This is a genomic window from Pseudomonas sp. 910_21 (assembly GCF_052850735.1).
Genome location: NZ_VXCY01000002.1, coordinates 848,653 through 874,177, shown reverse-complemented (window position 1 = coordinate 874,177; position 25,525 = coordinate 848,653). Strand labels below are relative to the sequence as shown.

Annotated in this window: 20 protein-coding genes; 5 read left to right on the top strand and 15 right to left on the bottom strand. The window is 58.4% G+C overall.

Going from position 1 to position 25,525, the window contains the following annotated elements:
* Positions 1 to 71 precede the first annotated feature (71 nt).
* From FW796_RS09175 to mtnA, 11 genes are all read right to left on the bottom strand, one after another.
* On the bottom strand, positions 72 to 1,034 hold the full coding sequence (locus tag FW796_RS09175; RefSeq protein WP_404937458.1) for a UDP-glucose 4-epimerase family protein: 963 nt from the start codon (positions 1,032 to 1,034) through the stop codon (positions 72 to 74).
* Between the two features lie 376 nt (positions 1,035 to 1,410).
* Positions 1,411 to 1,707, bottom strand: coding sequence for an integration host factor subunit beta (gene ihfB, locus FW796_RS09170; protein ID WP_072442827.1), 297 nt, complete (start codon positions 1,705 to 1,707; stop codon positions 1,411 to 1,413).
* 146 nt (positions 1,708 to 1,853) lie between these two features.
* On the bottom strand, positions 1,854 to 2,135 hold the full coding sequence (locus FW796_RS09165; RefSeq protein WP_346632197.1) for a hypothetical protein: 282 nt from the start codon (positions 2,133 to 2,135) through the stop codon (positions 1,854 to 1,856).
* 205 nt (positions 2,136 to 2,340) lie between these two features.
* Positions 2,341 to 4,035, bottom strand: a complete 1,695-nt coding sequence (gene rpsA / locus FW796_RS09160; RefSeq protein ID WP_007931318.1) for a 30S ribosomal protein S1 — start codon at positions 4,033 to 4,035, stop codon at positions 2,341 to 2,343.
* 121 nt (positions 4,036 to 4,156) lie between these two features.
* Positions 4,157 to 4,846 (bottom strand): (d)CMP kinase, encoded by a 690-nt coding sequence (cmk, locus tag FW796_RS09155; RefSeq protein WP_011062580.1) that lies wholly within the window; start codon positions 4,844 to 4,846, stop codon positions 4,157 to 4,159.
* Entirely contained in the window at positions 4,843 to 7,050 is a 2,208-nt protein-coding gene (locus tag FW796_RS09150) for a bifunctional prephenate dehydrogenase/3-phosphoshikimate 1-carboxyvinyltransferase (protein WP_446439311.1), read from the bottom strand. The genes cmk and FW796_RS09150 overlap by 4 nt, the downstream gene beginning before the upstream one ends.
* Before the next feature lie 28 nt (positions 7,051 to 7,078).
* Complete coding sequence (gene hisC / locus FW796_RS09145; protein ID WP_346632198.1) at positions 7,079 to 8,191, bottom strand: histidinol-phosphate transaminase; 1,113 nt, start codon at positions 8,189 to 8,191, stop codon at positions 7,079 to 7,081.
* A gap of 10 nt (positions 8,192 to 8,201) precedes the next feature.
* Entirely contained in the window at positions 8,202 to 9,296 is a 1,095-nt protein-coding gene (gene pheA / locus FW796_RS09140) for a prephenate dehydratase (protein ID WP_007939916.1), read from the bottom strand.
* Positions 9,296 to 10,381: a 3-phosphoserine/phosphohydroxythreonine transaminase gene (gene serC, locus FW796_RS09135; protein WP_346632199.1), complete on the bottom strand. Its 1,086-nt coding sequence runs from the start codon at positions 10,379 to 10,381 to the stop codon at positions 9,296 to 9,298. Before serC ends, pheA begins: the two co-directional genes overlap by 1 nt.
* Positions 10,382 to 10,445: 64 nt before the next feature.
* A complete protein-coding gene (gene gyrA / locus FW796_RS09130) occupies positions 10,446 to 13,115 on the bottom strand; it encodes a DNA gyrase subunit A (RefSeq protein ID WP_346632200.1) in 2,670 nt (889 codons plus the stop codon).
* A gap of 354 nt (positions 13,116 to 13,469) precedes the next feature.
* Positions 13,470 to 14,546 (bottom strand): S-methyl-5-thioribose-1-phosphate isomerase, encoded by a 1,077-nt coding sequence (gene mtnA, locus FW796_RS09125; protein WP_346632201.1) that lies wholly within the window; start codon positions 14,544 to 14,546, stop codon positions 13,470 to 13,472.
* A gap of 108 nt (positions 14,547 to 14,654) precedes the next feature.
* On the opposite strand from mtnA, the gene FW796_RS09120 reads away from it, so the two are divergent.
* The 5 genes from FW796_RS09120 (at position 14,655) to FW796_RS09100 (ending at position 19,515) form a co-directional block, all read left to right on the top strand.
* Complete coding sequence (locus FW796_RS09120) at positions 14,655 to 15,986, top strand: TRZ/ATZ family hydrolase (protein ID WP_446439265.1); 1,332 nt, start codon at positions 14,655 to 14,657, stop codon at positions 15,984 to 15,986.
* 62 nt (positions 15,987 to 16,048) lie between these two features.
* Positions 16,049 to 16,747 carry a bifunctional 2-polyprenyl-6-hydroxyphenol methylase/3-demethylubiquinol 3-O-methyltransferase UbiG gene (ubiG, locus tag FW796_RS09115; RefSeq protein ID WP_016964097.1) on the top strand — a complete coding sequence of 233 codons (699 nt, stop codon included), beginning with the start codon at positions 16,049 to 16,051 and terminating at the stop codon, positions 16,745 to 16,747.
* Positions 16,748 to 16,750: 3 nt separating this feature from the next.
* The gene (gene mupP / locus FW796_RS09110) at positions 16,751 to 17,422 is read left to right on the top strand and encodes an N-acetylmuramic acid 6-phosphate phosphatase MupP (RefSeq protein WP_346632203.1); all 672 of its coding nucleotides are present in this window, start codon (positions 16,751 to 16,753) and stop codon (positions 17,420 to 17,422) included.
* A 56-nt stretch (positions 17,423 to 17,478) separates the two neighbouring features.
* Positions 17,479 to 18,219 carry a YciK family oxidoreductase gene (locus FW796_RS09105; protein WP_015636577.1) on the top strand — a complete coding sequence of 247 codons (741 nt, stop codon included), beginning with the start codon at positions 17,479 to 17,481 and terminating at the stop codon, positions 18,217 to 18,219.
* A gap of 369 nt (positions 18,220 to 18,588) precedes the next feature.
* Positions 18,589 to 19,515, top strand: coding sequence for a GGDEF domain-containing protein (locus FW796_RS09100; protein WP_346632204.1), 927 nt, complete (start codon positions 18,589 to 18,591; stop codon positions 19,513 to 19,515).
* Positions 19,516 to 19,611: 96 nt separating this feature from the next.
* Here the strand turns inward: FW796_RS09100 and FW796_RS09095 are convergent, their stop codons facing one another.
* From FW796_RS09095 to FW796_RS09080, 4 genes are all read right to left on the bottom strand, one after another.
* Positions 19,612 to 20,364 (bottom strand): TenA family transcriptional regulator, encoded by a 753-nt coding sequence (locus FW796_RS09095; protein ID WP_371261283.1) that lies wholly within the window; start codon positions 20,362 to 20,364, stop codon positions 19,612 to 19,614.
* A 77-nt stretch (positions 20,365 to 20,441) separates the two neighbouring features.
* Positions 20,442 to 22,901, bottom strand: a complete 2,460-nt coding sequence (locus FW796_RS09090; protein WP_404937461.1) for an EAL domain-containing protein — start codon at positions 22,899 to 22,901, stop codon at positions 20,442 to 20,444.
* 207 nt (positions 22,902 to 23,108) lie between these two features.
* A complete protein-coding gene (locus FW796_RS09085; RefSeq protein WP_446439264.1) occupies positions 23,109 to 24,929 on the bottom strand; it encodes an ABC transporter ATP-binding protein in 1,821 nt (606 codons plus the stop codon).
* A complete protein-coding gene (locus tag FW796_RS09080; RefSeq protein WP_346632561.1) occupies positions 24,922 to 25,524 on the bottom strand; it encodes a DsbA family protein in 603 nt (200 codons plus the stop codon). Before FW796_RS09080 ends, FW796_RS09085 begins: the two co-directional genes overlap by 8 nt.
* Position 25,525 lies beyond the last annotated feature (1 nt).

The window sequence follows — 25,525 nt, the reverse complement described above, 5'->3', positions numbered from 1 at the left end:
ACTAGAACTAGAACTGCTCAATCTAAACAATGAAAAATCTCATGAATAACACTCTTGATATGCACGAAGAGTCAGGAGTGACTGTCAAGAAAATGCTTGGCCGTAAGACTAAGCGCGACATCTACAGATATAGGTGGAGTCCACCCCAGTAACTCGCGATTCTTAGCGATATCAACTTGAAGCGAGCCGCACAATCGTTGAGACAGGGCTTTTTTCCCAAAAATGGCCGCACCAAACTTCAAAAACCCACTCGGCACAGGCAACAAGCGAGCAGACCGCCCTAGTGCAGTTCCCATTTTTTCCAACAACACAGTTGTTGACAGATCATCACCGTCACTAACCAAAAATGTCTGATTTGCGGCTTTGGGATGGTCAATGCACGTAACAATCAGGTCTACCAAGTTACCCAGCGCAACTAAACTGCGGCGATTATGTATAGCACCAAAAGGTAAAGGAACACCTCTATACAACCATTGCATCATACTCAAGAAGTTCGCCTTAACCCCAGGACCATATACAAGCGTAGGGCGAATGATCACTACTTCCATTCCAGTTTGAGATGCGATGGTCATAAGCCCCTTTTCCGCTTCCATCTTGGAAATTCCGTAGGGATCCACCGGAGCTGGCTCAATATCTGCTGTGTAGGGAGCATCAAGCGAAGTCTCCTCACCGTTCACTTTTATGGAGCTAATGAATATCAAACGACGCACCCCTCTTTGCGCAGCTTGTCGCGCAAGATTCAGCGTTCCGTCAACATTAACTTTCCGAAATTCAGCGAGAGGATCAAGAGAGGAATCATGCATTACATGAACACGAGCAGCCGCGTGTATTACGACATCACAATCCAACAGGGCCTGAGCCCAGTCCGTAAAGCCATCAATCTGATCAATCTGAGCAGTGAGCGTAGTGGATAGCAGCCCTTGTACTGGCTTACGTACTGCCAAGGTTAGCTTCTGAGTTGAAATCTTAGACAAGCATTCATGAACAGCTCCTCCCACAAAACCGGATGCTCCTGTCAAAAGGATCCTGCTCATTTCCTACTATACCTTCTTAAACTGGCGCCACAGGATAGTATCTGAAGCACTCGAAAAGCGGCATTATGCGCTTATAGAGCCCTGACGATCCACATCCAGTAGCAAAAAATCCTCGCAACCTTATAAAAATTTAGCGAAGCACCAAGCTTTTACAAAACACACACCAACAAATCAAATAAAAGTTCTACTTAAAAACACACTAGAAAAACAACCCAACACATACATCAATCTATAAAACACCGAAATACTTTAGAAGAACCAGAGCTCCATATAACAACTTTCAAAAAACTTTATTCATTAAAAAACACCAATAAACGCACTAAAGAAGCTAACTTTAAGTAAAATCAGAATGGTGATGACTCCTTAGCCTACAGACTCAGAGCCCATCCCCCTCCTCTTCATTTACTCGATCTCGAAGCTCCTTACCCGGTTTAAAATGGGGCACAAACTTCCCATCCAAGCTAACTGACTGACCCGTTTTTGGGTTCCGACCTACCCGAGGAGCGCGATAGTGAAGCGAGAAGCTACCAAACCCTCGAATCTCAATCCGATCCCCAGTAGCCAAACACTGAGACATTTGCTCAAGCATCGTCTTGATGGCCAACTCGACATCCTTGGATGACAGCAGCCCTTGATGGGTGACAATTCGTTCGATCAACTCCGACTTCGTCATATTTTTCCCTTCTTTTTCAAGCAGCTAGGTCAGTGCTCAAAAGGTTTTAGCATGCCCTGAAGGTTTTGAACAGCCCAAGCGCTGAGTTGCTAACACAAACTTCTTTTGCCACTGGTAGAGACCCAGATACAAGAATCCAAGCCTCTCTATCGACACATCACGAGCATCGTACGTGTGAGGTACCCCGCTGGATTCCAGCCGAACGGATAATCTCCCTCCTCGTCCCTGGCGTCGCTCGACTTGGTGATAACTCTGTAACCACTAGCCTGACACTCACTCGCAGCACGTGCGTAGCACTTCTCCCAACCCGACCCCAAACCTGAACAATCGATCTCGATACCACTGCCCCCACGAACAGCATAGGTTTTTACATTGGCCGTACAGCCAACCAATAGAAGAACCAAAACAACCACACCCAGCCTGCTCATACTCTTCCTTATGCCATGCCAGCCCTTGCTACTCGAATGGTGCACTTCCAAAGTAAAGCCTAGCTCCAAATATGCAGCCGCCCCACTCAAGAAAGAGACAACTCACGGCATGTGTTGGTTTCCCACATGGAGAACTCTCAAACTAACGATTTTTGAGCAAAAAAAAGAGCGACCGAAGTCGCTCTTTTTTATGGTCTGACAGAACTTAGTTCTGCTTTTCCATCTGTGCACGCAGCAGGTCGCCCAGAGTGGTAGGACCAGCAGCGATATCAGAAGCAGCTGGCTTGTCGCGCAGGCTCTGGATAGCTTCTTTCTCGTCTTCAACGTCTTTCGACTTGATCGAGAGCTGGATTACACGGCTCTTACGGTCAACGCTGATGATCTTGGCTTCAACTTCTTCGCCTTCTTTCAGAACGTTACGAGCATCTTCGATGCGGTCACGGCTGATTTCGGAGGCTTTCAGAGTAGCTTCGATATCGTTAGCCAGGGTGATGATGGCGCCTTTGGCGTCAACTTCTTTTACAACACCCTTAACGATTGCGCCTTTGTCGTTCTCTTGTACGTACTCGGAGAACGGATCGCTTTCCAGTTGCTTGATACCCAGGGAGATACGCTCACGCTCTGGGTCAACAGACAGGATAACGGTGTCCAGCTCGTCGCCCTTCTTGAAGCGGCGTACGGCTTCTTCGCCCACTTCGTTCCAGGAGATGTCGGACAGATGAACCAGACCGTCGATGCCGCCGTCCAGACCAATGAAGATACCGAAATCGGTGATCGACTTGATGGTACCGGAGATTTTATCGCCCTTGTTGAACTGGCCAGAGAAGTCTTCCCATGGGTTGGACTTGCACTGCTTGATGCCGAGGGAGATACGACGACGCTCTTCGTCGATGTCCAGAACCATAACTTCCACTTCGTCGCCAACTTGTACGACTTTCGAAGGGTGGATGTTCTTGTTGGTCCAGTCCATTTCCGAAACGTGTACCAGACCTTCAACGCCTTCTTCCAGCTCAGCGAAGCAGCCGTAGTCGGTCAGGTTGGTTACACGAGCGGTAACGCGGGTGCTTTCTGGGTAACGAGCCTTGATAGCGACCCATGGATCTTCGCCCAGCTGCTTCAGGCCCAGGGAAACACGATTGCGCTCGCGATCGTATTTCAGAACCTTGACATCGATCTCGTCGCCAACGTTGACGATTTCGGAAGGATGCTTGATACGCTTCCAAGCCATGTCGGTGATGTGCAGCAGGCCATCGACGCCGCCCAGATCAACGAATGCGCCGTAATCGGTGAGGTTCTTGACGATACCTTTGACTTGCTGACCTTCCTGCAGGGATTCCAGCAGAGCTTCACGCTCAGCGGAGTTCTCGGCTTCGAGGACGCTACGACGGGAAACGACAACGTTGTTGCGCTTCTGGTCGAGTTTGATGACTTTAAACTCGAGCTCTTTGCCTTCCAGGTGCGTGGTGTCGCGCACTGGACGGACGTCAACCAGAGAACCTGGCAGGAACGCACGGATGCCGTTAACGTCGACAGTGAAGCCGCCTTTAACCTTACCGTTGATAACGCCCTTGACCACTTCTTCGGCTGCGAAGGCTGCTTCCAGAACGATCCAGCATTCAGCGCGCTTGGCTTTTTCACGGGAGAGCTTGGTTTCACCGAAGCCGTCTTCAACCGAGTCCAGAGCAACGTGAACTTCATCACCAACATTGATGGACAGTTCGCCAGCATCGTTGTAGAACTGCTCAAGCGGGATAAGCGCTTCAGACTTCAGACCAGCGTGAACGGTTACCCAACGCGCTTGGTAGTCGATGTCGACGATAACACCGGTGATGATGGAGCCTGCCTGAAGGTTCAGGGTTTTTAGGCTTTCTTCAAAGAGTTCCGCAAAGCTTTCGCTCATTTTAATTCCTGTTGATAAGGGCGAAGAATCCGCCCATCTGCCACATCCCAGACAATGTGGGTTACGTTCATATAAAAGAAAGATCGCAGGACTATGACTGGTCCCCCGCGATCTTCCTTGTTCACCCGGCAATATCGCGAATGGCGATCTCGCTCAAGATGCGTTGCAACACCTGATCGATGGACAACTCCGTGGAATCCAGCTGTATGGCGTCAGCCGCCGGCTTGAGCGGGGCTACCGCTCGCTGGGTGTCGCGCTCGTCGCGCGCACGTATCTCATCTAGCAGACTCGACAGACTAACACCATCGACTTTTCCCTTCAACTGCAAGTAGCGCCGACGAGCGCGCTCTTCGGCACTGGCAGTCAGGAAAATCTTCAATGGAGCATCAGGAAACACCACGGTGCCCATATCGCGACCATCCGCAACCAGGCCCGGCGGCTCCTGGAATGCGCGCTGGCGCTGCAACAAGGCATCACGCACAGCCGGCAGCGCTGCCACTTGAGACGCCCAGGCTCCAACCTGCTCATTGCGCAGGTCGTCGGTCACATCATCGCCCTCGAGGATGATCCGCTGTGGGTGATTTTCAGTGGCACCGAGAAACTGCACATCCAGATGAGCCGCCAACAGCTTCAGCGATTCTTCGTTAGTCAGGTCAACACCATGATTGCGTGCAGCGAAAGCCAGCAGCCGATAAAGAGCCCCGGAGTCCAGCAGACACCAACCCAGATGCTTGGCCAGCTTGCCAGCAATGGTGCCTTTACCTGAACCACTTGGCCCATCAATGGTGATCACGGGCGCCTTGATATTCACGACTGAGCCTCTTGCGCGACACGAATCCCCACCTGCGCGCACAACGCAAGAAAGTTCGGGAACGAGGTAGCAACATTCGCACAGTCATGGATACGAATCGGCGCATTGGCGCGCAACGAAGCAACGCTGAATGCCATGGCGATACGGTGATCACCATGACCATGCACTTCACCACCGCCAATCTGGCCACCATCAATGATGATGCCGTCAGGAGTCGGCTCACACTTGACTCCCAAGGTCAGCAAACCATCAGCCATTACCTGGATACGATCGGACTCCTTGACCCGCAGCTCTTCCGCGCCACGCAGCACAGTACGCCCTTCGGCGCAGGCGGCAGCCACAAATAGCACAGGGAATTCGTCGATCGCCAATGGCACCAACTCTTCAGGAATCTCGATCCCCTTGAGCTTGGCGGCACGTACATGCAAATCGGCGACCGGCTCACCGCCGACTTCGCGCTGGTTTTCCAGACGAATATCACCCCCCATCAGGCGCAGGATATCGATCACGCCAGTACGGGTCGGGTTGATGCCCACATGCTCCAGCACCAACTCGGAGCCTTCGGCGATGGAAGCAGCTACCAGAAAGAACGCCGCAGAAGAAATGTCCGCGGGGACTTCGATATGAGTCGCCTTGAGCTTACCGCCCGACTCAACGGAGGCGGTTGCGCCATCAACATTCACCGAGTAGCCAAAACCACGCAGCATACGCTCAGTATGGTCGCGGGTCGGCGCTGGCTCAGTGACTGTGGTCTTACCCTCAGCATACAAGCCAGCCAGCAGCAGACAGGACTTAACCTGAGCACTAGCCATTGGCAAGGTGTAGGTCAACCCTTTGAGCTGGTGACCACCACGAATCACCATCGGCGGGCGACCTTCGGCCGCCGTCTCGATCACCGCACCCATTTCCCGCAGCGGGTTGGCCACGCGATTCATCGGACGCTTGGAGAGCGAGGGGTCCCCTGTCAGGGTGCTATCGAAGCTCTGTGCAGCCAGCAGACCGGAGAGCAGGCGCATCGAAGTACCGGAGTTACCCAGATAGATCGGGCCCGGCGCCGGCTTCAAACCGTGTAGACCAACACCATGAATAGTCACACGCCCATGGTGCGGACCTTCGATGACCACTCCCATGTCGCGGAAGGCCTGCAGCGTCGCCAGAGCATCCTCACCCTCGAGGAACCCCTCGACTTCGGTGGTACCTTCAGCCAGGGAGCCAAGCATGATCGAACGGTGGGAAATCGATTTGTCGCCCGGTACACGAATCCGCCCAGACAGGCGGCCACCAGGATTTGCCAGGAAAATCAGATCGTTGGAGTTCATAGCGTCCACATAGGCCCGGCGGGCCAGGATTTTACCGAAATGCTCGCGGGCAACCCGGGCGCGAGTGAATACGCCCAATAACTGATGCCCGTCCCCTGCATCAACCGCGTCGCGCAAGGCGTCGAGGTCGTTGCGAAATGTATCGAGTGTGCGCAGAACTGCTTCGCGGTTGGCGAGAAAGATGTCATGCCACATGACCGGGTCGCTGCCGGCGATTCTCGTGAAATCGCGGAACCCGCCCGCAGCGTAACGGAAGATGTCGAGATTTTCACTGCGCTTGGCCAAGGAGTCGACCAGACCAAATGCCAGCAAGTGCGGCAGATGACTGGTCGCGGCCAGGACTTCGTCGTGGCGCTCGACCTGCATGTGCTCAACATCTGCTCCCAACTCACGCCAAAGCTTGTCGACAAGATCCAGCGCGGCAGGATCGGTTTGCTCCAGAGGCGTCAGAATCACTTTGTGACGACGGAACAACTGCGCATTGGAGGCCTCGACGCCGCTCTGCTCGGAGCCGGCAATCGGATGCCCCGGGACGAACCGCGTCGGCATGCCTGCAAAGGCCACCTGCGCCGCACGCACCACATTGCCCTTGGCACTGCCGACGTCAGTCAGCACAGCCGCCCCCAGATCCATTCCGGCCAACAGTGCCAGCAGTTTTTCCATGGCCAGGATCGGTACTGCGAGCTGAATCACATCGGCGCCCTGGCAAGCCAGAGCCAAGTCTTCTTCACAGCGATCCACTACCCCCAGTTCAACCGCCAACTGGCGAGACTGCGGGTCCAGATCGACACCAACCACTTCGCGGCATACACCACTTTCACGCAACCCCTTGGCAAAGGAGCCACCAATCAACCCCAGGCCGATCACCACCAGGCGACCGATCATAGGCACAGCAGATTGCATTGGAATGACATCAACCACGAGCCAGAACCTTGGCCAAAGCCTCAAGGAAGCGAGTATTTTCCGCCGGCAAGCCAATAGTGACGCGCAGATGGTTCGGCATCCCGTAGTTAGCCACCGGACGCACGATCACACCTTCGCGCAACAACCCCTGGAACACTGGCGCGGCTTCACGCCCCAGGTCCACAGCGATGAAATTGCCCTTGGAAGAGATCCAGCTCAAACCCAGACCACGGAAACCCGCCTCCAGCTGCTGCATGCCCGACTCATTCAAACGACGGCTTTCAGCCAGATAATCCGCATCCTGCAGCGCGGCGCAGGCCGCCGCCAAAGCCAGGCTGTTGACGTTGAACGGCTGGCGGACTCGGTTCAGGACATCCGCCACCACCGAGGTCGAGAGTCCATAACCGACCCGCAGGGCCGCCAGGCCGTAGGCCTTGGAGAAGGTCCGCGATACCAGCAGGTTCGGGTAGGCCGCCAGGAAGTCCAGACCGTCCGGCAGGTCACTGCCTTCGGCATACTCGATATAGGCCTCATCCAGCACTACCAGCACATGGGCCGGCACGTCCTGAAGAAACTCATCCAGCTCCTCGGCACCAAACCAGGTCCCCGTCGGGTTGTTCGGATTGGCGATGAACACCACACGGGTCTGCTCATCGATAGCCTTGAGCATGGCCGGCAAGTCGTGCCCCCATTTGTTGGCGGGAATGACTTTTGCCTGAGCACCGACTGCTTGGGTAACGATGGGGTAGACGGCAAACGCGTGCTCACTGAACACCGCATTCAGGCCTGGCGCCAGATAGGCGCGAGCCACCAGCTCCAGAATGTCGTTGGAACCGTTACCCAGGGTCACCTGCTGAATCTCCACGCCGCAGCGCTCGGCCAACAGAGACTTGAGAGCAAAGCCGTTGCCATCGGGGTAACGAGTCAGTTCCGCCAACTCGTCGCGAATCGCCGCCAGCGCCTTGGGACTGGCGCCCAGCGGATTTTCATTGCTCGCCAGCTTGACGATGGTGGCCGGATCGATGTCCAGCTCACGGGCCAGTTCGTCCACGGGCTTGCCCGGAACGTAAGGCGAAAGTTGTTGCACGCCTGGTTGTGCCAGTGCGAGGAAGTCGCCACTCATTGTTAAAGCCTCAGAGAACCGCTTTCGGGTAGGAACCCAGCACCTTGAGTGCCACTGCTTCCTGACTGATCTTCTCCAGCACACCCTTGACCAACGGATCACGGTGGTGGCCGACGAAGTCGATGAAGAACACATAGGTCCATTTGCCACTGCGCGAAGGTCGGGTCTCGATTCGCGTCAGGTCGATACCGTTGTCGTGGAACGGCACCAGAAGCTCGTGCAATGCGCCCGGCTTGTTGCTCATGGACACGATGATGGAAGTCTTGTCGTCGCCGGTAGGCGGCACTTCCTGATTGCCGATCATCAAGAAGCGCGTGGAGTTGTCCGGACGATCTTCAATCTTCTCCGCCAGACGAGTCAGCCCATAAAGGCCTGCAGCCATGTCGCCGGCGATGGCTGCCGAATTCCACTCGCCCTTGACCCGCTTGGCCGCTTCGGCGTTGCTGGATACCGCCACACGCTCGACATTCGGATAGTGCGCGTCCAGCCACTTGCGGCACTGGGCCAATGATTGGGCGTGAGAGTAGATACGGCTGATGCTGTCAGTTTTAGTGTTTTCACCCACCAGCAAATGGTGGTGAATACGCAGCTCGACCTCTCCGCAGATCACCATGTCGTGCTCGAGGAAACTGTCGAGGGTGTGGTTGACCGCACCCTCAGTGGAGTTTTCCACCGGCACCACACCGAAGTTCACCGCACCAGCAGCCACTTCACGGAACACTTCGTCGATCGCAGCCATCGGCTTGCTGATCACCGCATGGCCGAAATGCTTCATCGCCGCGGCCTGAGTGAAGGTGCCTTCAGGACCGAGGTAGGCCACTTTCAGCGGCTGCTCCAGGGCCAGGCACGAAGACATGATTTCGCGAAACAAACGCGCCATCTCTTCATTGCCCAGCGGCCCCTGGTTGCGCTCCATCACCCGCTTGAGCACCTGAGCCTCACGCTCCGGACGATAGAATACCGGCACTTCGCCTTCTGCCAGGGAGGCCATCTTGACCCGGGCGACTTCCTGGGCGCACCGCGCACGCTCACTGATCAGTTCCAGGACCTTCTCGTCCAGGGCGTCAATGCGCAGGCGCAGGGCCTTGAGTTCTTGCTCAGACATCAGCCATGTTCCTTCTCGAACTCCGCCATGTAGGCCACCAGCGCATTGACTGCGTTGATGTCCACGGCGTTATAGATGGAGGCGCGCATGCCGCCCACCGAGCGATGCCCCTTGAGATTTAACAGGCCACGAGCCTCAGCACCCACCAGGAACGGCTTGTCCAGACGATCGTCCGCCAGGCGGAAAGGCACGTTCATCCATGAGCGATCGGACTTGTTGATCGGGTTGCTGTAAAGACCGCTGGCGTCGATGAAGTCATACAGAGTGCGCTGCTTGGCCTCGTTGAGCTTGGCAATGGCTTGCACCCCACCTTGCTCCTTGAGCCATTCGAACACCAGACCGGACAGGTACCAGGCCAGGGTCGGCGGCGTGTTGTACATCGAGCCGTTGTCTGCCGCGACCTTGTAGTCAAGCATGGTCGGGCACAGAGAACGGGCACGACCCAACAGGTCTTCGCGAATGATGTTCACCAGGATGCCGCTGGGGCCAATGTTCTTCTGCGCGCCGGCGTAGATCATGCCGAAACGGGAGATATCCACAGGGCGCGAGAGGATGTCCGAAGACATGTCGGCCACCAGGGGAACGTCGCCGGTTTCCGGGATCCAGTTGAACTCCAGGCCACCGATGGTTTCGTTCGGCGCGTAGTGCACGTAGGCGGCGTCTTTCGACAACTGCCATTCGTTCTGACCGGGAATCGCAAAGTAGTCATAAGGCTTGGCAGTGGCCGCAACATTGACCTGACCGTAACGAGAGGCCTCTTCAATGGCTTTCTGCGACCAGATACCGGTGTCGATATAGTCGGCCTTACCGCCTTCAGGCAACAGGTTCAGTGGAATCTGGGCAAATTGCTGACTGGCGCCGCCTTGCAGGAACAGCACTTTATAGTTCGAGGGGATATTCAGCAGGTCACGCAGATCCTGCTCCGCCTTGGTGGCGATGGAGACAAACTCATCGCTGCGATGACTCATCTCCATGACTGACAGGCCCTTGCCATGCCAATCCAGCAATTCGGCCTGGGCACGCAACAGGACAGCTTCAGGTAGCGCAGCGGGACCTGCGCAGAAGTTATAGGCTCGTTTGCTCACATCCACTCTCGCTATGCATTCACGGTAGCGGACAGAGCAAACACTCTGCCCTGCTACGATTTATTTAGTCTTTCGACTCTTCTTCGCCTGCGGCGTCTGCCTGTTGGCCATCGGTTGCATCATCCGGCTCGGCTACCGCATCCAGCACGGTGCCCTCGAATTCAGCGCCCTCTTCACCTTCGTACTCTTCGCCTTCGATCTCCGATGGCTCCTGCACCCGCTCCAGGCCCACCAGGGTTTCATCGCTGGCCAGCTTGATCAGAGTCACGCCCTGAGTGTTACGGCCCAGGCTCGATACTTCGTCGACACGAGTACGAACCAGGGTGCCCTGATCGGAAATCAACATGATCTCCTCACCGTCCAGTACCTGAACCGCGCCTACCAGGCGACCGTTACGCTCGTTACTGACCATGGCGATAACGCCCTGACCGCCACGCTTGTACTCAGGGAATTCGCTGATGGCGGTGCGCTTGCCGAAACCACGCTCGGAAGCGGTGAGGATCTGGCTGCCCTCCTCCGGAATCAGCATGGAGATCAGCTTCTGGCCTTCAGCCAAGCGCATGCCGCGAACACCGCGAGCGGTACGACCCATGGCGCGTACGTCGGACTCCTTGAAGCGAGTCACTTTGCCACCATCGGAGAACAGCATGACTTCACGCTCGCCATCGGTAATGGCAGCACTGATCAGCACGTCACCTTCGTCCAGCTCCAGAGCGATCAGACCGACGCTGCGCTGACGGCTGAAGGATTCCAGCGGGGTCTTCTTCACAGTGCCGTTGGCGGTAGCCATGAAGATGTAGTGACCTTCGGTGTATTCCTCTACCGGCAGCATGGTGGTGATGTACTCACCATCGTCCAGCGGCAGCAGGTTCACCAGCGGACGGCCGCGAGCAGCACGGGATGCTTCAGGAATCTCGTAAGTCTTGAGCCAGTACACCTTACCCTTGCTGGAGAACAGCAGCAGCGTGGTGTGGCTGTTGGCTACCAGCAGGTGAGCGATGTAGTCCTCATCCTTGACGCCAGTGGCCGATTTGCCTTTACCGCCACGACGCTGGGCCTGATACGCAGCCAGCGGCTGGGTCTTGGCATAGCCGCCGTGGGAGATGGTCACTACACGCTCTTCTTCCGGGATCATGTCGCCCAGAGTCAGGTCCAGGCGCGCATCGAGGATCTCGGTGCGGCGCACATCGCCGTATTCGGCGCGGATCACTTCCAGCTCTTCGCGGATCACTTCCATCAGGCGCGTGGCGCTGTTGAGGATGCGGATCAGTTCACCGATCTGGTTGAGAATCTCCTGGTACTCGGCCAGCAGTTTTTCGTGCTCGAGGCCGGTCAGGCGGTGCAGACGCAGTTCCAGAATGGCTTGCGCCTGCTCCGGGGACAGGAAGTACTTGCCATCGCGCAGACCGTATTGCGGATCGAGGTTTTCCGGACGGCAGGAGTCTGCACCGGCACGCTCGACCATGGTCATCACCGCGCTGGACTCCCAAGGGGTGCTGATCAGCGCTTCCTTGGCTTCCGACGGCGTTGGCGAGGCCTTGATCAGGGCGATGACCGGGTCAATGTTGGACAGGGCAACGGCCTGACCTTCAAGGATATGGCCACGCTCACGCGCCTTGCGCAGCTCGAATACGGTACGACGGGTCACCACTTCGCGGCGGTGACGAACGAAGGCTTCCAGCAGATCCTTGAGATTGAGGATCCGCGGACGGCCGTCAATCAGCGCCACGATATTGATGCCGAACACGGCTTGCAGTTGGGTCTGGGCGTAGAGGTTGTTGAGGATCACCTCAGGCACTTCGCCGCGACGCAGCTCGATGACCACGCGCATACCGTCCTTGTCGGACTCGTCCCGCAGCTCGGTAATGCCTTCGAGCTTCTTCTCTTTCACCAGCTCGGCGATCTTCTCGATCAGACGGGCCTTGTTCAACTGGTACGGCAGCTCGGTGATGACGATCTGCTGGCGGCCACCGACTTTGTCGATGTCTTCGATGATCGAGCGGGCACGCATATAGATGCGTCCACGGCCAGTGCGGTAGGCCTCGATGATGCCTTCACGACCATTGATGATCGCCGCGGTCGGGAAGTCCGGACCGGGGATGTACTGCATCAGCTCGTCGACGGTCAGCTCGGGGTTGTCGATCAGCGCCAGGCAACCGTCGATGACTTCACCGAGGTTGTGCGGCGGAATGTTGGTCGCCATGCCCACGGCAATACCGCTGGAGCCGTTGACCAGCAGGTTGGGGATCTTGGTCGGCATGACCGCCGGGATCATCTCGGTGCCGTCGTAGTTCGGCACCCAGTCCACGGTTTCCTTGTGTAGGTCGGCCAGCAGCTCGTGCGCCAGCTTGGTCATGCGCACTTCGGTGTATCGCATGGCCGCCGCGTTGTCGCCGTCGACCGAACCGAAGTTACCCTGGCCGTCTACCAGCAGGTAGCGCAGGGAGAATGGCTGGGCCATACGAACGATGGTGTCGTACACCGCGGTATCACCGTGAGGGTGATACTTACCGATCACGTCACCGACAACACGGGCAGATTTCTTGTACGGCTTGTTCCAGTCGTTACCGAGCTCGCTCATCGCGTACAGCACACGCCGGTGCACGGGCTTCAAGCCATCGCGCGCATCAGGCAGTGCCCGCCCGACGATTACGCTCATCGCGTAGTCGAGGTAGGACTGTTTCAGCTCGTCTTCGATATTGACCGGGAGGATTTCTTTGGCCAGTTCGCCCATGAGAAGCCTGATTCCTTTTTCTGGTGAAACTTCGTCACATCCATATGGGACGAACGAAGCTCGCCGCTGCAGGCCTAGTGCCATGCACCGACTTACGACAAATCAACAAGTTATGCCATGGATTTGCGCAGTGAAGGCAGTCGCATCGGACCGCCTTGGAAACCGCCGGATGTTATCACAATCGCCGCCACGCACCTATCCCCCTGACGCGCATGGAGCATAGTTAGTTGACCGGTGACAGCCTGATAAGAGACGAGAGAGGCTCAGAGGCCAAATTCGCACACATTTATGTGTTTTTTCTGACCCGACGGCCCGCCTCGGCAGGTCATAGAGAGCAACGTTCGAGGCCGCACATCAATGCAAGCGCTTACGACACATCAATTGCGCCATTTTTGCCGTGTCAGGACGTTCGACAATGCCCTTTTCGGTGACGATGGCGTCGATCAGGTCCGCAGGCGTCACATCGAATACCGGATTGAAGACCTCCACATCCGCCCCCACCCGCTTGCCAGCGAGCTCCAGCAACTCTGCGGCGTCGCGCTCCTCGATGGGAATGTCATCTCCACTCGCCAGATTCAAGTCGATGGTCGAACTGGACGCCACCACCATGAAGCGCACTCCGTGATGCATGGCATTGACCGCCAGTTGATAGGTGCCGATCTTGTTCGCCACATCGCCATTGGCGGCGATTCGGTCAGCACCGACAACGACCCAGGTCACACCTTTGGTCTTCATGATGTGGGCGGCGGCGGAGTCGGCGTTCAAGGTCACAGGAATGCCCTCACTGGCCAATTCCCAGGCCGTCAGGCGCGACCCTTGCAGCCAGGGACGAGTTTCATCGACATGAACTCGCTCCACCATGCCTTCCAGCCAAGCCGCACGAATCACCCCCAAAGCCGTACCGAAGCCGCCGGTCGCCAGAGCGCCTGTATTGCAGTGGGTCAACAAGGCTTGGGGATTGCCCTGATGCCGGCGAATCAAATCCACACCCAACTGGGCCATGGTCAGGTTGGCCTCACGATCACTCTCATGGATCGACATGGCTTCGGCTTCCAGCGCCGCCAGCGGCTCAGCCTGGTCCCTGACCCGACCCAGACGCTCGCGCATGCGATTCAAGGCCCAGAACAGATTGCCACCGGTCGGGCGAGACTCCGCCAACAGGGCGAAATCCGCCTCCAAAGCGGCGAGCCAATCGCCGCCTGCGACAAAGCGCGCACGAGCCGCCAAAACCAAACCATAAGCTGCGCTGATGCCAATGGCTGGAGCGCCGCGCACCACCATTGAACGAATCGCCTCGGCGACCCCGGCCACGCTGTCGCAGGCAACCCAGGTCTCCTCGAAGGGCAGGTTCCGCTGATCGAGCAGGTACAGAGTGTTATCCCGCCAATCAATGGCCTTGACCTTCTCCGCAGCCAACAGACGATCGCGCATCCCTCACCCCGCACTCATGAACAAAAGCCGCGGATTATAGCGATCCCCCCGCCAAGACGCTCGGGTATACTTCGCCATCCTTTATATGAAGCCTTGGACCGATATTCGATGCCGAACCGTGAGACTGCGCTCGACCTGCTGCTGTTACCGACCTGGTTGGTACCGGTGGAGCCAGCCGGCGTCGTCCTCAAGGAACACGGCCTGGGCATCCGCGACGGGCGCATCCTGTTCATCGGCCCGCGAGCCGAGGCGCTGAGGTATCGCGCCACCGAAGTCCGCGAACTGCCTGGCATGCTGCTCAGCCCGGGACTGATCAATGCCCACGGGCATGCAACCATGACACTGTTTCGCGGTCTGGCCGACGATCTGCCGCTGATGACCTGGCTGGAAAAGCATATCTGGCCTGCCGAAGCCAAGTGGGTGGATGAAGCCTTCGTCCGAGACGGTACCGACCTGGCCATCGCCGAGCAGATCAAAGGCGGTATCACCTGTTTCTCTGACATGTACTTCTATCCGAAGGTTGCCAGCGAGCGCGTTCACAACAGCGGCATACGTGCCCAGATCGCCATCCCGATCCTCGACTTCCCCATTCCTGGTGCCCACGACGCCGACGAAGCCATTCGTCAGGGCGTCGAACTGTTTGGCGATCTCAAGCATCATCCAAGGATCAAGATCACCTTCGGCCCCCATGCGCCCTATACCGTAGGCGACGAGAATCTGGAAAAAGTCCGGATGATCGCCGAAGAACTCGACGCCCCGATCCACATGCATGTACATGAAACCGCGTTCGAAGTGCAGCAATCCCTGGAGCAGCGTGGCGAGCGCCCCCTGGCCCGCCTGGCTCGACTGGGCCTCCTGGGGCCGCGCTTCCAGGCCGTTCATATGACCCAAATCAGCGATGACGACCTGGCTTTACTGGTAGAAACCAACACCAGCGTCATTCATTGCCCGGAATCCAACCTGAAACTGGCCAGCGGCTTTTGCCCGGTAGAGCACCTGTGGCAAGCCGGGGTCAACGTCGCGGTGGGTACCGATGGTGCGGCCAGCAACAACGATCTGGACCTGCTGGGGGAAGTTCGTACCGCCGCCCTGCTGGCCAAAGCCGTGGCTGGTTCGGCAACCGCCCTGGATGCCCATCGCGCCCTGCGCATGGCCACCCTGAACGGCGCCAGAGCCATGGGACTGGAAAGCGAAGTAGGCTCTCTGGAAATCGGCAAGGCCGCAGACATGGTGGCCTTCGACCTGTCCGGCCTGGCCCAGCAACCGATTTACGACCCAGTGTCGCAACTGATCTACGCCACTGGCCGGGACTGCGTAAAACACCTGTGGGTCGCCGGCAAGCAACTGCTGGATGACCGGCGCCTCACCCGCCAGGACGAACAACAGCTGAGCGCCACTGCCCGCGGCTGGGGCCAGCGCATCAGCGGCCATACCCAATAACCCGGACCTTGAGCGGACGCTTGAGGCCCAACAGAGAATTTCTTAGCTTTGGAGTATCACTCATGAGCAACGTCGACCACGCTGAAATCGCCAAATTCGAAGCCCTGGCCCATCGCTGGTGGGACCGCGAAAGCGAATTCAAGCCCCTGCACGACATAAACCCGCTACGGGTCAACTGGATCGACGAACGGGTCGGACTGGCCGGCAAGAAGGTGCTCGACGTCGGCTGTGGTGGCGGCATCCTCAGCGAGGCCATGGCCCAGCGCGGTGCCACCGTGACCGGGATCGACATGGGCGAAGCCCCTCTGGCAGTTGCCCAGTTGCACCAGCTGGAATCCGGCGTGAATGTCGAGTACCGGCAGATCACCGCCGAAGCCCTGGCCGAGGAGATGCCCGAGCAGTTCGACGTGGTCACCTGCCTGGAAATGCTTGAGCACGTCCCCGACCCTTCGTCGGTGATCCGCGCCTGCTTCCGCATGGTCAAGCCCGGCGGTCAGGTGTTTTTCTCCACCATCAACCGCAACCCCAAGGCTTACCTGTTCGCCATCATCGGTGCGGAATACATCATGAAACTGCTGCCTCGCGGCACCCATGATTTCAAGAAATTCATCCGTCCTTCGGAGCTCGGCGCCTGGAGCCGCTCTGCCGGCCTGACCGTCAAGGACATCATCGGCCTGACCTACAACCCCCTGACCAAGCACTACAAACTGGCAGCGGACGTTGACGTCAACTACATGATCCAGACCCTGCGAGAGGAGTGAGACATGGCCATCAGAGCCGTTCTTTTCGATATGGATGGCACCCTGCTCGACACCGCGCCCGACTTCATCGCAGTCTGCCAGGGCATGCGCCGTGATCGCGGCCTGCCGCCGATTGCCGACCAACATATCCGCGACGAAGTCTCGGGCGGCGCCAAGGCCATGGTAGCCGTGACCTTTTCCATGGACCCGGAATCCCCGGGGTTCGAGGAGTTGCGCCTGGAGTTCCTTGAGCGCTACCTCAAGCATTGCGCCGTGCACAGCAAACTCTTCGACGGCATGGCCGAACTGCTGGCCGATATCGAAAAGGCCAATCTGATCTGGGGGGTGGTGACCAACAAGCCGCTGCGCTTCGCCGAGCCGATCATGCAGCAATTGGGACTGGCCGAACGCTCGGCGTTGCTGATCTGTCCCGACCATGTGAAAAACAGCAAGCCCGACCCCGAGCCGCTGATCCTTGCATGCAAGATGCTCGAGCTGGACCCGTCCACCGTGCTGTTCGTAGGCGACGATCTGCGGGATATCGAATCCGGCCGCGACGCGGGCACCAAGACCGCCGCCGTGACCTACGGCTACATCCATCCGGACGATAATCCCCGGCACTGGGGCGCCGACGTGGTGGTCAACCATCCGCTGGAGTTGCGCCAGGTTCTGGATAACGCATTGTGCAGCTGCTAAACGGCAGCATTCCCGGCTAAGCGCCGGAGACGATCGAATTTCTGTTGAGGCCTTTTATGTTTGATTATTCCGCTCGCCCCGAACTGCTCAAGGACCGGGTCATTCTGGTCACCGGCGCCGGGCGTGGTATCGGCGCTGCCGCCGCCAAGACCTTTGCCGCCCACGGCGCCACCGTACTCCTGCTGGGCAAGACCGAAGCCAACCTGACCGAGGTCTACGACGCCATCGAAGCGGCCGGCCATCCCCAGCCGGCAGTGATTCCGTTCAACCTGGAAACTGCCCTGCCGCACCAGTATGACGAACTGGCGGCGATGATCGAGACCGAGTTCGGCCACCTCGACGGCCTGCTGCACAACGCCTCGATCATTGGCCCACGCACACCGCTGGAGCAGCTGTCGGGGGAAAACTTCATGCGAGTGATGCAAGTCAACGTCAACGCCATGTTCATGCTGACCAGCACCCTGCTGCCGCTGCTCAAACTGTCCCAGGATGCTTCGGTGGTCTTCACCTCCAGCAGCGTCGGCCGCAAGGGACGGGCCTATTGGGGCGCCTACGGCGTGTCCAAATTCGCCACCGAAGGCCTGATGCAGACCCTGGCCGATGAGCTGGATACCGTGGCTCCGGTCCGGGCCAACAGCATCAACCCGGGCGCCACCCGCACCAGCATGCGTGCCCAGGCCTACCCGGGCGAAAACCCCAGCAATAACCCGACACCGGAAGAGATCATGCCGGTCTACCTGTATCTGATGGGCCCGGACAGCACCGGAATCAACGGCCAGGCTTTCGACGCGCAGTAATCCCCTCCCGTTCGTCGCGACAGAATACTGTCGCGACGTCTTGGCAAGCCCCGATCCCCGCGGGTTTCAAGCCAAACAAATGTCAATCAAGGTGAGCCGTTTTCTCGCAGACTCACCAACCAATTGAATTCAAACAAGTTTTATTCGTGTGAACCGAATGGCACGAGTTTCGCTCTAAGAACACTCAACCCACGGCGTATTGACACTGTGGAAAACGGCTTGTGCCGAGGGCTTTCTAGCCAAAGGTGAAGCGGCATAAAATATGCGCGATTGTCCTACGGGACTGAAGGAACAGTATGACGCGCAGCTCTGAGCCGCTCTCACCTAGGCAGAAACACCGTACATAGTGCTCAGGGGGCTCAAGCTCAGATGAAAACACCGACCCAGACCAACGCAATTGACTTCGATAGCGCCAAATTGCAACGCCTGGGCTTTGGCCAGCAGACGCCGCTGATCAAACAACCCGTCAGCCTCGGACAATTGCGCCAGCAACTGGGACTGCAACTGCAAACCAGCCTTGAGCCGCAACGCATCCTCGGCCTGTTCTTTCGCGAAGTGCAACGCCTGGTCCCCCTCGACGCCCTGCATTACCAGCATTCCCCCAGCGATCTGCGCCTGGAATTCGGCCAGCGCGGGCACCACTCCATCAGCTACAGCCTGAGCCACGAAGGCCAGCCCATGGGCGAGCTGGTCTTCCGCCGCAACCAACGCTTCAGCGATACCGAACAGGGTCACCTGGAGTCGTTGCTCTCTACCCTTTTGTACCCGATGCGCAACGCCTTGCTGTATCGCGCCGCAACCCGCAGCGCCCTGCGCGATCCGTTGACCGACACCGGCAACCGCATCGCCATGGACCAGACCCTGCAACGGGAAATCGAGATGGCTCGCCGCCACTCGCTTCCACTGTCCCTGCTGATGCTGGACATCGACCATTTCAAGCGCATCAACGACAGTTACGGCCACAGCACCGGCGACGAAGTGCTCAAGGCCGTTGCCGCCTCGATCAAGGGGCAATTGCGCAATGTGGACATGGTGTTTCGCTTTGGCGGGGAAGAGTTTCTGATCCTGCTTTCCAACACCGGGCGCGACGCGGCGGCAATGGTCGGAGAACGACTGAGAAATGCCGCCCAAGCCCAGGAGTACTGGGCTGATGGCAAACTGATCGAACTCACCGTCAGCCTGGGCTGTTCGACCCTGTTGCCGGGTGAGTCCGCAGAGAGCCTGCTGCGCCGCGCCGATAGCGCGCTGTACGTGGCCAAACGGGAAGGACGCAATCGACTGGCAATGGCGGGCTAGGTACCAGGCCCCGCCCCTGCCATATCAATCACGGGCAACTCCACCACCACGGGCCGCTATCGCCCGTGACAATCGACCTGCCCGCCAAGCCCCGACTTACCCCTCAGCCAGTGCGAGACGCTCGCGGGTCACCGTGGTCTTTTCCTGCTGCATGCAGCGCTCCAGGAACAGGTACATATAGTCATAGCTCTTGCAGATGGCCTGGCGCAGCTCAACCTGCAGGGCCTTGCTCGGATTCAAACCCGCCAGGGTGACGATAATTTCCAGGGCTTCCCAGGGATGGGCATCATCGTACTGGGCATGCATCTTCAGCCACTTCATAGCGCGCTTGCGGTCTTCTTCCGGGAACGCGGCGGCATAGATGCCGTTGGAACAGACCAGGGCCGACCATTCGCCCGTCGCCCCTTCGATGGCGTAATTGGTAGCGGCGATAGCCACGATCAGCGAATCCGCCGAACTGGTGTGCCAGCACCAGTGACTCAGGGCGTGCAGTTCCGGCGGCACTTGCTGAGCTTGCAAGTCCTCCAGGGTCACACCATGGGCTCGACTCCAATGCACCCAGTAATCGGCATGATTGAGTTCGACACGAATGTTGCGCATCAGCCAGCGCCGCGCCATGTCTTCGCCGGGATGACGGGCAAAGCGAGTCTTGGTCAGGTTCTGCGCCATATACAGGGCGAACTGTTCAACCACAGGCCAGCCGCCGATCAGGTACTGACGCATGACTTTGGCACTGAGTTTGTTGTCGCGCATGCGCTGATACAGCTCATGCTCCACCACACGGCGCTTGCTCTCGCTGCAGTCCTGGATCAATTGCTGGGTCCAGGCGGGGTAGCTGGCAGCTTCCATGAGCGGACCGGTTCGGTTGAATGTGTCGATCACTGTCGGGCTCCTTTTGATTGTGATGTGCGGATCCAAAAGAGGTTTCAACGGAACGTGCCGGGCGCCTTGAACAACAAAGGCTGTGGCCGCACGGGTCGACACTGCAGGCTGTCACAGGTAAACAATTGCGGGCGTTCAATAATGTAGCCTTGAGCATAATCCACGCCGATCTCAAGCAGGGCCTGCTCGATCTGCGGTGTTTCAACAAACTCGGCAATCGTGCGCTTACCCATGACATGCCCGATGTGGTTGATCACCTCGACCATGGCGCGGTTAATCGGGTCGTCCAGCATATCCTTTACGAAACTTCCATCGATCTTGAGGAAGTCTACAGGCAAATGTTTGAGATAAGCGAACGACGACATTCCCGCACAAAAGTCATCCAGGGAAAAATGGCAGCCCAAACCCTTGAGTTCATTTATAAAACGGATCGCGCTGCCCAAATTGGCAATTGCGCTGGTTTCAGTAATTTCAAAACAGATCATCTTCGGCGGCACGCCATAGACAACGAACTGCTCTCGCAGGAAGTCGAGAAACTCGTCGTCACCAATGGTGATGCCCGAGAGATTGATCGCACACATGGCCATCGGCCCTTCCCGGCCCTCGGCAATGCACTGAGCGATGATCTTGAAGACGTTCTGCACCACCCAGCGATCCAGGGAGGTCATCAGGCCGTAACGCTCCGCCGCAGGAATGAAGCTGTCCGGCAGGATCATCCGACCGGCCTCGTCGTGCAGACGCAGAAGAATCTCCACGTGGCCACCATCGTGCTCGGTACGACCTAGAGCGGTGATTTCCTGGGAATAGAGACAGAAGCGGTTTTCCTCAAGGGCCATATGCAGCCGCTGAACCCAGGCCATCTCGCCGAATCGCAGGGACAATTCCGAATCGTCGGCATGGTAGACCTGCACCCGGTTGCGACCTTTCTCCTTGGCCATGTAACAAGCCATATCCGCTGCCCGCAACGATGCCTCAAGCGTGGTGGGAGTCTGGGCGATATGCACCAGCCCAATGCTCACGGTGGTCACGAATGGCCGGCCCTTCCAGACGAAATGCAGGTTCTGCACCGTCTGGCGCAGCCCTTCGGCAATCTTCTCCGCGGCCTCCGGCGAGCAGTTCTCCAGGAGAATCCCGAACTCGTCCCCTCCCAATCGGGCCAGGGTGTCACCTTCGCGCAGCCCCGACTGCAGCAACGCACAGATGTGCCGCAGCAACTCATCCCCAGCAGCATGGCCACAGGTGTCGTTGACCAGCTTGAACTGGTCCAGATCCAGAAACATCAGCGCATGCCGGGCGGGCTGGCGGATCAGGCTGTGCAACGCCTGCTCCAGGCGGAATTCGAACTCCCGGCGATTGGCCAGACCGGTCAAGGCATCGTGGGTCGCCTGCCAGGATAGATTGGCGATGTACTGCCGCTCCTGGGTCATGTCGTGCAACACCAGTACCGTGCCACTGACCTTCCCGGCATTGCGGATCGGCGCCCCCACCAGAGTCACCGAAACCGTACTGCCATCCAGCCGCTGGATCAGCTTGGAATGCTCGCTGCCACCACTGAGCTGACCACTGAGGATGTGTTCGATCAGAGTGAAGCCGTCGGCCTGGGCGTTTTCGTCCAAGAGATTGAACAAGGCCGCCAGGGGCAGCCCCACCGCCTGCTCGGCCTTCCAGCGAGTCAGTTCTTCCGCCGCTGGGTTCATATAGGCAATGGCGCCCTCGACATCCGTGGTGATCACCCCGTCACCAATGGACTGCAAGGTGATCTGCGCGCGCTCCTTCTCCAGTTGCAACGCGTCGGCAAAGGCATGCCGTTGGGCCAGCAACTTGTGGGTGCGCAGCAAGGCCAGGGCAATCAGGATCAGCGCCGTGGCCAGGTTGGTCACCAGCAACAGACGCAGGATGACCCGCGACCCCTCCCCCAAAGCATCGCTGAAAGCCTTTGCTGCGGGAGTGACGCCATCGTTGATGGCAAAGATCTGGCTCTTCCAGCGCTGCACATCGCCTTCACCGGCGCTGTTGCTGCTAATCCCCTGGTGCATCTCTCGGGCCACGGTATCGAGCTGCAGCAGGTAGCCGTCCCCCACAGTCCACAGATCGATGGCTTTTTCCAGGTAACTGAAATGACGGAAGTTGAGGTACAGCCAGATCAGGCTGGGGACGTCATCCGGGTGATTGCCCCCCTTGAGAATCCCCAGGCGCGCAGCCTCCAGGTCCGGCGGCTGGCGATCCAGGGCCACCCGCAGCTCATGCCCGCCCTGGGGTACGGCTATGGCGTTCTGGTACTTGAGGAAGGTGCCTTCGTCGCGGCTGTCGGCATACAGATTGAGGTAGTAGATGGCGTCTTTCTGGCCTTTGGACCACAGGCTCTCACCGGCAACATAGCCACGCACTGCCGACAGGACATACAGGCTGAGGCCGCCCAACAGCGCTTGAAATAACACCACGGCGATAAAGGGCCAGACGATGCCCAACAACCGCGGCGTTGCGAAAGTCCGCTTTTGCTTCATGAGGGTCCTTGCTTGCGCACTGCCAAATGAACACCCAGTAGTCCCGTCTCAGACAGCACAGATTAGGCTAATTTCCATGGATCCGACGCAGGCTGAGCAGCGTCCGGACCGAACCTTCACGGGGAAACGGCCGCTCTTTCACGCTGAAACGGTTATTCCACCAGGAAATTCAAGCACTAAACACAGAAACCCGGACAAAACTCAAGACTATCGAACCTGCTGCAAATGCCCGTATAGCTTGGCATAAAGACCACCATCGGCAATCAGCTGCTGATGGTCGCCATCTTCGGCAATCTGCCCGCCATCGAACACCAAAACCCGGTCAGCCTGTTTAACCGCCGAAAGGCGATGAGCAATGATCAGCGTAGTCCGCTCCCGCAGAAAACGCGTCAAGGCCTGATGCAGGTTGTACTCGGTGGCGGCGTCCAGGGCGGACGTGGCTTCGTCGAGAATCACCACCTTGGGTTCGGCCAGCACCATCCGCGCAATAGCCAGGCGCTGGCGCTGTCCACCGGAAAGGCGCACACCGGAACGCCCGACCACACTGTCCAGGCCCAGGGGCAGAGCCCTGACGGTGGGTTCCATCTGGGCAATTTCCAGGGCCTGCCAGCAAGCGCTGTCACTGCGCTCGCGGCCCATGGTCAGGTTGGCGCGAATCGTGTCGTTGAACAGCGCAGGATGCTGCAGCACCACCGCGACGTTATCCCGTACCGTCTCCAGGCCGATTTCCTGCTGAGTGGCACCGCCAAAGCGGATCACTCCGGTCTGCGGCGTATACAACCCCAGCAACAGCTGCACCAAAGTACTCTTGCCCCCGCCGCTGGCACCGACAATGGCCACTTTCTCGCCTGGGGCAATAGACAGGTTCAGGTTGTCCAGCACCCGCTCATCGCCATAACCGAAGCTCAGGCCGCGGACTTCGATGCCGACGGTTTCGCGCCCCTGGAACGGATCCACGCCACCGCTGTACTGCGGCTCATCGGCCCGCGCCAGCAACTCGTTGATCCGGGTCAGGGCCCCGCCCGCGGCGTAATAGGCGTATTGCAGATTCAGCAACTGTTCTACCGGGCCGATCATGAACCACAGGTAGCTGAACACCGCCAGCATCTGGCCGATGGACAGGTCGGAGAACAGCACTGTGAGCATTGCCGCCGCACGAAAAATGTCGATGCCGAACTGGAACAGCAAACCGCTGGCCCGGCCCGAGGCGTCGCTTTTCCACTGTGAGGCTACGGCGTAGTCCCGCACCTCCTCGGCACGCTGGCCCAAGCGTCCAAGAAAGTAGCCCTGGCGGTTGCCGGCGCGGATCTCCTGAATCGCCTCCAAGGTCTCGGTCAGGGCCTGGGTGAAGCGCGAAGTGCTGTCGTTTTCCAGCTTCTTCAGGTGTTTGACTCGCTTGCCCAGTTGCACCGTGGCAAAAATCACCAACGGGTTGAACAGCAGGATCAGCAGGGCCAGCTTCCAGTGCATCCACATCAGAATGCCGGCCGTGCCCACCAGGGTCAGCATGGCCACCAGGAATCGGCTCAGGGTTTCACCGACAAACTTGTCCACCGTGTCCAGGTCGGTGACCAGATGCGTGGTGACCGTGCCTCCCCCAAGGCTTTCGTACTCCCCCAGGGAAATGCGCTTGAGCCGTTCAATCAGACGCACGCGGATCCGATAGACGATGTCCTTGGCCAAACCGGCAAACAACCGCGCCTGGACCACGTTGAACACCAGAGCGGAGCAACGCAGGATCAGGGTGACCAAAAGCATCAGCCCGATATAGCCCGCCGCACTTTGCCAGCCATCGGGCAGCAGGCGGTTCATCACTTGTAATGCGCCATCGCCATGGCCCAGCAGCACCTCGTCCACCAGCAACGGCAGCAACAGCGGAATCGGCACACTGCACAGGGTCGCCAGCACGGCCACACCATTGGCGATCCACAGCGACTTTCTGTGTTGCAGGGCCAGACGACGGATTTCCCCCCAGCTCAGACGATCTACGTTTTTAGCGGGGGCGCTTGAATCGACCGGATCAGGCACAGGCGGCGCGCTCCAGCCAGCGTCCCAGCAACGGCGACAACTCGCTCAGCGGCTGATAGCCGTTGGTCAGCAAGGCCAACTGGCCGTTGCGCTCCGCCAGCAAGGTGGGAAATCCGGCAATCCCCAGGTCCTGGACCCAAGTGAAATCCGCTGCCGTGGCAGCATGCTGCTCGGCGCGGTCGAAGGCTTCGGCGAACTCGATCCGCGGAACCCCAGCCTGCTCCGCCAACTCCACCAGCACGCTGGCCAGGGTGACATCGCGGCCTTCGACATAAAACGCCCGCTGGATCAGCCCCAGCAGTTTCCAGGCACAGTCCGGAGCCAGGCTGCGGGCGGTGACGATGGCCCGACAAGCCGGCTCGGTGTCATAGACAAAGCCATCGGGCAAGGCTGCGTCGAAGGTGAACGGCTGGCCGGTGGCCTGATGGACCGCCTGCCAGTGTTCAAGGATGTAGCGCCGGGTATTGGGCTCCAGTGCCGCGCCGCTGCCGGTGCGCAAGCCGCCCACCACCAGATGCAACTCGACTCCGGCAGCCTGGGCCTGCTCTGCCAGGGCCTGGGCCACGGGCGCAAAGCCCCAGCACCATGAACACATC

Coding starts and splice junctions, on each gene's coding strand:
- FW796_RS09175 (WP_404937458.1), bottom strand. CDS start 1,034: ATGAGCAGGATCCTTTTGACAGGAGCATCCGGTTTTGTGGGAGGAGCT.
- ihfB (WP_072442827.1), bottom strand. CDS start 1,707: ATGACGAAGTCGGAGTTGATCGAACGAATTGTCACCCATCAAGGGCTG.
- FW796_RS09165 (WP_346632197.1), bottom strand. CDS start 2,135: ATGAGCAGGCTGGGTGTGGTTGTTTTGGTTCTTCTATTGGTTGGCTGT.
- rpsA (WP_007931318.1), bottom strand. CDS start 4,035: ATGAGCGAAAGCTTTGCGGAACTCTTTGAAGAAAGCCTAAAAACCCTG.
- FW796_RS09150 (WP_446439311.1), bottom strand. CDS start 7,050: ATGATCGGTCGCCTGGTGGTGATCGGCCTGGGGTTGATTGGTGGCTCC.
- hisC (WP_346632198.1), bottom strand. CDS start 8,191: ATGAGTGGCGACTTCCTCGCACTGGCACAACCAGGCGTGCAACAACTT.
- pheA (WP_007939916.1), bottom strand. CDS start 9,296: ATGTCTGAGCAAGAACTCAAGGCCCTGCGCCTGCGCATTGACGCCCTG.
- gyrA (WP_346632200.1), bottom strand. CDS start 13,115: ATGGGCGAACTGGCCAAAGAAATCCTCCCGGTCAATATCGAAGACGAG.
- mtnA (WP_346632201.1), bottom strand. CDS start 14,546: ATGCGCGATCGTCTGTTGGCTGCGGAGAAGGTCAAGGCCATTGATTGG.
- FW796_RS09120 (WP_446439265.1), top strand. CDS start 14,655: ATGCCGAACCGTGAGACTGCGCTCGACCTGCTGCTGTTACCGACCTGG.
- ubiG (WP_016964097.1), top strand. CDS start 16,049: ATGAGCAACGTCGACCACGCTGAAATCGCCAAATTCGAAGCCCTGGCC.
- mupP (WP_346632203.1), top strand. CDS start 16,751: ATGGCCATCAGAGCCGTTCTTTTCGATATGGATGGCACCCTGCTCGAC.
- FW796_RS09105 (WP_015636577.1), top strand. CDS start 17,479: ATGTTTGATTATTCCGCTCGCCCCGAACTGCTCAAGGACCGGGTCATT.
- FW796_RS09100 (WP_346632204.1), top strand. CDS start 18,589: ATGAAAACACCGACCCAGACCAACGCAATTGACTTCGATAGCGCCAAA.
- FW796_RS09095 (WP_371261283.1), bottom strand. CDS start 20,364: ATGGAAGCTGCCAGCTACCCCGCCTGGACCCAGCAATTGATCCAGGAC.
- FW796_RS09090 (WP_404937461.1), bottom strand. CDS start 22,901: ATGAAGCAAAAGCGGACTTTCGCAACGCCGCGGTTGTTGGGCATCGTC.
- FW796_RS09080 (WP_346632561.1), bottom strand. CDS start 25,524: ATGTGTTCATGGTGCTGGGGCTTTGCGCCCGTGGCCCAGGCCCTGGCA.